Genomic DNA, 6,551 nt, shown 5'->3' on the forward strand with positions numbered 1-6,551 from the left:
GAAAAACTCAAATTTCATCATATAGGTTTTGTCAAGCTTATCGGAGGGTAAGGTAGTAAGTCCTTGGTTTTTAATCTTAAAGTCTTGATATTCCAGGGAGGCTATGACGTTTTTGGCAACTACGTTTTGGTAGCCAAGGAAGACAACTTTAACATTGTCTGTTCCGTGGAAACTTACATTATATGGCTGGCTGGTATTGCTGACAGCCGTTTGGTCAAAGCCGCCTGCACCGGCAGGAATAGCACCTGCGTCAATGCTGCGATAGCCAACCATCCAGGCATCTGTTCCCTTTTTGGCAGGATTGACAAGATTTACAGCCGGATACAGTACGGCTGGCCCCTGGCTGTTGCTGACCTGAACAACCCAGGCCTTCGGATTGGATGGCAAGCCACTCGTAGCATTGTCCAGAGTCGTGCTAACATAGTCGCCCAGAACAGTAATTTTGCCAATTTTATAGTCAAAACCGGTTGTCCAGCCTTTGGAGCTGTCGTAACCATAACCAGCCTTGGTATTAATTGCATTTCTGTTTGGAAGGCTTGTGTCACCTTGGTCGGCATTGGACCAGTAATAACCCGTCTTGACATTAAGATTGTCTGCAAGCTTAATCCCAAGTTGACTGGTAGATAGCTGACTAGTATTATTAGTAACCGCTGGTGCTGTTACCGATCTGATAGTTCCCGTCCACCCTTTAAAAGTAACATTGTCACCGAGTTTCTTATTAAATGTTACACCGTCATAGTTCATCGGACCGCCAAAGACGCCGGTCGTATAGAAATCGAGGGCTGAGCGGCCAAACCGGATACTGTCAAAACCGAGAAAATTTTTGGCAGTGATATTCATGATATCCAGACCAATTTCCGAACCGGTGCCAGGATCAGTAATAGAACCAAACTTGCTGCCGCCACTGGTAGAAATCCGGCCAACCCAGGAAACATCCTCATTGATATTGCCCCAGAATTTAATCCGCTGACGGAAATCAAACTGATCAGAGCGGTTTAATTTCTTGCCCAAGGCAGGATCATTGCTCAAATAGCGCATGCGGGTTTCGCCGCCCAGCCAGGTATTGGTCTTTGCTTCCACTTTAGCAACCCTGCCGCCAAGACGGTTGAGCTCACCGGCAAATTCGGAAGACAGTTTGTCAATAAGTTGCTTATTCGCCTCATCAGCGGCATCAAACTTGTCCATGGCTTTGGCAACAATAAAGGCAAATTCATACCGGCTTAACGTCTTATTGCCCTGAAAGGTTTTGTCACTGTAGCCGTCTACAATCCCTTCCTTAGCTAATTTAGCGACTGCCTCATACGCCCAATGACCGGCAGGAACATCACTGAAAGCTGGTGCGATTGCCGCAAAAGCCGTGTTTGTTAACGCCGGGGTTCCCGCCATGGTAATACTCATTAATGTCAACGGAATAATAGCAAGCCATTTTTTTGTCTTTTTCACAATAAATTCCCCCTAATAATTTGTTTCTGCTTGAATTTACTACTGTAGATAAAATGCCGATAAGGGTTAGTTGTTTATTGTATGATCATTCACTTGTTTACACAAGTCGTGACATACACCCCCTTTCGTTGCGCCGTCACAGAACCGGTTTATTCAGTCTTTTCCTTCATGCAATACACCTGGTTTTCTCGGCTGCGGTGAAAATTAATACACTCACAGCATTTACCGTGCCGCTCGCATTCGCTTCTTGGGCATGTACAATTCTCCTCATTGCAACTAGCCATTCACTCTATCCTCCATTTATTTAACGATAGTCATTATCCAGTCCCAGTAAGAGACAGAACCGGTTGCTTCAGGATGCCATCAATTCCCGGTAAACGCTTTGGGAAATAATAAGGCTTAAGCCAGATCCCGGCATCATAGCTCTTATTAACTGTATGTATAGTTGTTCATATGTCTATACAGTCTATTGCGTTATTTACCATGTATCTTTTAGTTGTTATATTACAATTATTTAATTTGTAATTTTATAAAAGGGCTGACCGACGTAATACCAGTTCAGGCAGCCCTCTTATCTATGACTGTCTAGTATGATTAAACTGCAATTAGTTCATAAAAAAGCGCTTTCCTTGCAGCGATCCCCATTTATCCATATTATTTTGCTGCACCTGTTAAACCACTTTGTTCGGCAGACGGCGGACGCAAGGGTAAAAGCACTAATATACCCACGATCGGCCCGGCAGCCATCATATACCAAACTGTACTAAAGCTGCCGCTAAGGTCGATAACCCCACCTAATACCAACGGTCCAATCATGGAAGCAAGCTGGAAGATAAAATTAGATATGCCGTTTGCGGTAGCTGCCCATTCTTTCCCGGCATACTCAGAAATCATAAGGCTTAGATGCGGATTGGCAAAGTAAGAACAAAAGCCATAGACAAAGCCTGCCATGCTTAACATGGGCAAGGTTGTTTGCGCGCCAAAGTATATGGTCAACGGTGCGCTGATGGCGTAAGCTGCCAGCAGGATATTCTTCCGGTTACCTATTTTGTCAGATACCCAGCCTGATACAACTGGCGCTATTAAGCCGCCCAGGCTGTACCAAATCAACACCATTCCTGCTTCTTTTACTGAAAATCCCAGTTTCTTGATGTAGGCATTAGCCCAGGTAGCTAAACCAAGCTCCATCCACATCAAACAAAAACCGGCAACAGCAACCAGAACGATATTGCGATTAGTAAAGAAGACCTTAAAACCACCAAAAAATGATTTTTCTCCTTTAGGTTCATCCGAAGTCTTAACCATAAAGTAAATCAATATTCCAAGTAAGATAGTAGCAATACCTATTCCCTGAAAAGCGCCCTGCCAGCTGAAGGCAAGATTGAGTGCAGGCACAATATAGTTTGCCAGCAGTAATCCGCCCGACGGAGCTGCCAGCAGCAGGCCAAAGGCAGTACCCCGTTCGTGTGCCGGGAACCATTCCATTAACGCCCGTGCGCAGCATGACATAATCGCCCCTGCTCCCAGGCCGGTGACAACTCGCAGTGTGAATCCAACATCAAAGGACGTTATTGAACCCATCGCCCAGGTAGAGATTCCCTCAAGTACTAAGCTTACCCCTAAAATAGTGCGGACACCGAAGCGGTCAGCTAACATGCCGGCAGGTACTTGCGTAATGACATAGCCCATATAAAACGCAGTCATATAAGCACCAGCTTGTGACATGTTCATGTTTAACACAGGAACAACTACCGGAATTAACGGCGGCCATGCAAAACGGGAAAGAAATGTCAGGACAAAACTTGAAAACATGAGAGCCATTATTACCCAGCGGTATTGACTATACTCTTCTTTCCGGACTTGGCTAACCATTATTTACCCTCCTTTTTATTTTACGGGTTGACCTAACGTGAATTAGGCCATCCGTTAATACGTACTGTTACGCCAGGAATTCGTTCACAATTAGTTAAACAGAAAGCTTGCCCTGGCGATAAGCCTTTGTATATTGGATGCAGCGTTTGTCTTTGTTCAGCACCGTGGCAGCACCGTAAACCAGTGCCATGGCGACCGGGTCTGTCGGATCAATAATCGGGGCATTCATACCATGTTCCATCGCCAGCACCATAAAAGCCCGGTTCAGGTGCCGGCGCTCAGGCAAACCATGCGATACATTACTTAAGCCACAGGTGACATGAATACCGGGGAATTGAGTCGAAATAAGCTCCATAAGTTTGAAACAATCGGTAGCTGCCGCAGTATCTGTGGCGATAGCCCGCAGCAATGGGTCGAAATAGATGTCACCTACAGCAATGCCTTGCTCAAGCAAGCTATTTACCAGCTTTACCCCTACCGCAGCTGAGGTCTCAAAACCGGACGGAATTCCTTTATCATCCATACACAAGGCTACAACCGCGGCATTATACTGCTTAACTAATGGCAACACCTGCTTAAAACGTTCAGTTTCACCACTAATTGAGTTGATTAATGCCTTGCCTTTGTGTACAGCCAAACCGCGAGCCAGTGCAAGCGGGTTAGGACTGTCAATACATAAGGGTAGGTCAACAGCAGCTTGAATTGTTTGAGCAAGCCATGCTAAGGCCTCAGGCTCTTCAGCCACATCTAAGGTGCCGCAGTTGGCATCCAAAATAGTAGCTCCGCCTTGGTATTGATTGAGCGCTTCTTGCTGAATATAAGCGGTATCTCGTTCGATAACAGCTTTAGCAATCGATTTCTTCGTTGAATTAATTTTTTCCCCGATAATAATCAATGACAACTACCCCCATGCACGTTTTCTGTTATTGATAGATTTTTTTGCAGAGATTAACAGCAGCTAAGGCATCAGGAGCGTAGTAATCAGCACCGGCATATTCACGTACTTGTTCATTGCAGGGTGCGCCCCCAATAATGACCTGCACATCATTTCTAATGCCGGTTGCTTGCAGTGTTTCAATGACTGTTTTCATTTCGGGGTAGGTAAAGTTTAAGAGAGCGCATAAGCCCAGTGCTTTGGCGCCTGTTTCCTTAACTTTTTTGGCAAATTCTTCGGTCGGAACATCAACCCCCATGTCAATAACCTCAAATCCGGAACCTCTCAGCAGACTAATTACAATGTTTTTGCCTATATCATGGATGTCGCCTTTTACAGTACCAACAAGGACTTTGCCTTTTGATTCAGTTGCCCCGGTTTCCTGAAGCAGTGGCTCAAGTTTGGCCATTACCCCAGCGAGGATCTCACCGGAATAAATAAGTTCACTTAAAAAATATTGATTCTGGGAGAATAGCTCACCAACAGCGACCATACCGGCATTGCATTCGCTAATAATCTCCAACGCAGATTGGCCATTTTTAATACCGGTCTCAACTAATTCAATGACCGTTTCCTCCTCAAGATCCCGTAGTGCTTCCGCTAATTGCCCCATTGTATTAAACCTCCATTATAATTAATGTTGTTAAATGGTTAAAGGTTGTCTTACATTGACCAGGTCCATAGCCAGTTAAAGGCCATAGCCTCTAAATTATCCCACGGTTTCTGAATCAGGGCTTCATTACCGGTTACTCCCCCAAGCTCTTTGCTTCTTTCCGTCCAGGGAGTAATCCGGTACTGTTTGGCAATATCATCAATAGCCAGCCTGGGTTCGGGGGCAGCCTTGGGCATAGCTTTGATATTTTTATCATACCAACCATACTTCAGAATAGTGTCAATCATGGCGCGGAAGTTCTCCGGCTTAGTGTCATAAGGGATATTGCAGCCGCCGTTAATAATGAAGCCGCCGCCCTTACCTACTGTTTCGCACAAGTGGTGAACCCGCTCATTAACCTCTGCCGGGGTTCCCAGAATAAAGGTGGAATCAGGAATGCCGCCTGAAATAGCCTGGTGATGGCCAAAATCGGCTTTAGCTTTAAAGATATCACCCTGGGTATCTATGTCACACAATACCTTGCCTTTGGGCAATTCATTGAAGTGGTGCCAATGCTGACTCCAGTCTCCTTCAAGGTAAGCCCGTACGGTGTAACCGGAATCAATTAATTTTTCCAGAACCCGTTTGAAGGATGGCCAGTAGAAGGTATCAAACTGCTTAGGAGACATAAAGCAGGCTTTGTGAGTCGGCACAAAAATAGGATAACGTCTTAGCGGATCGGCGGTTGACAAAGCAAACCGTGTCATGACGTCAACAAGCACATCGCACGCTTCGAGGACTAATTTGGGACGGCGGTAGGTATCCATTAAGGCAGCTTTTAGGCCTCTAAGCACATCACCCAGCACATCAAACGGGGCGATAAAAGCGCCAGTGGTCGGTTGTGGCATGCCGCATACTGTTTGCAGCTGAATTGAACGGTTACGCATAATGTTGGCCATCATCATTTGGCCCATACCTGCTTTTAAAAAAGCCATATGTGAGCGCGGCGCACCCTGGTCGCCATATTCACCAAGAACACGCGGCAGAAACTTTTCCAGCATGAAAGAGCCGGGATCTTTAATCAAGAGTTCATATTCATCGGCCTGCATGTATTCTTCTTCAACAAACTGGAACTGCTGGTTAGGCGGCAAATCCCGGCCAGGCAGCTTATAGGTTTTGCAGCCAACCGCGTCATACAGAGGTGCCCAGACGCGGTTGTCACGTAAAGCATCAATCTCCGGAAAGTCTTTTATAAAGGCCATTTCAGCCTGCAGCCACTTATCAGGATCATAGATAATCTCCTGATTGGTTGCGCCGGAATATACCTCGGCCAGATAGCAAGAGCCTGAAGCAATTGGTATCCTGTCGGTTGGCTCCAGCGCAATCGTGGCCTGATACCTGCCTAATCTCTCGTCATACAACTTTTCGATCTCTGAAGACATTGCTTGTACCCCTTTTCATTATTATTTTATCTCCCACAGCAGCAACCGGATTGTCTTCACCGTGGTCCTGCCGCCATCATCCACCACCTAGCATTAAAACTGCCGTTAACTCCATAGAAAAGCTAATTGGGCTAACATCGCGACTTCGCTCTCCCTATTGCGTTTCACAGGTACGCCTGACCGCCGGTCCTTCCAGGACTAGATTATTTAAAATTAACTCGTTATTTTTCGAGTAGTTGAATACTTGTCTACACAAGCGATATTCTCC

The 6,551-nt window shown here is 45.8% G+C and carries 5 protein-coding genes; all 5 read right to left on the reverse strand.

The genetic code is table 11. From position 1 onward, the window contains the following. Positions 1–1,443, reverse strand: a 1,443-nt coding sequence (locus VN379_RS06415; RefSeq protein WP_325531986.1) for an S-layer homology domain-containing protein, incomplete at its 3' end; no start/stop codon positions are given. Positions 1,444–2,097: 654 nt separating this feature from the next. Further along, on the reverse strand, positions 2,098–3,315 hold the full coding sequence (locus VN379_RS06420; RefSeq protein ID WP_325531988.1) for an MFS transporter: 1,218 nt from the start codon (positions 3,313–3,315) through the stop codon (positions 2,098–2,100). Between the two features lie 94 nt (positions 3,316–3,409). Beyond that, positions 3,410–4,210: a dihydropteroate synthase gene (locus VN379_RS06425; RefSeq protein WP_325531990.1), complete on the reverse strand. Its 801-nt coding sequence runs from the start codon at positions 4,208–4,210 to the stop codon at positions 3,410–3,412. Between the two features lie 28 nt (positions 4,211–4,238). Beyond that, positions 4,239–4,862 carry a cobalamin B12-binding domain-containing protein gene (locus VN379_RS06430; protein WP_325531992.1) on the reverse strand — a complete coding sequence of 208 codons (624 nt, stop codon included), beginning with the start codon at positions 4,860–4,862 and terminating at the stop codon, positions 4,239–4,241. A 50-nt stretch (positions 4,863–4,912) separates the two neighbouring features. Beyond that, positions 4,913–6,283: a uroporphyrinogen decarboxylase family protein gene (locus VN379_RS06435; protein ID WP_325531994.1), complete on the reverse strand. Its 1,371-nt coding sequence runs from the start codon at positions 6,281–6,283 to the stop codon at positions 4,913–4,915. Between the last annotated feature and the right edge of the window lie 268 nt (positions 6,284–6,551).

The sequence above is a fragment of the Sporomusa sp. genome (assembly GCF_035561255.1).
Taxonomy (GTDB): domain Bacteria; phylum Bacillota; class Negativicutes; order Sporomusales; family Sporomusaceae; genus Sporomusa.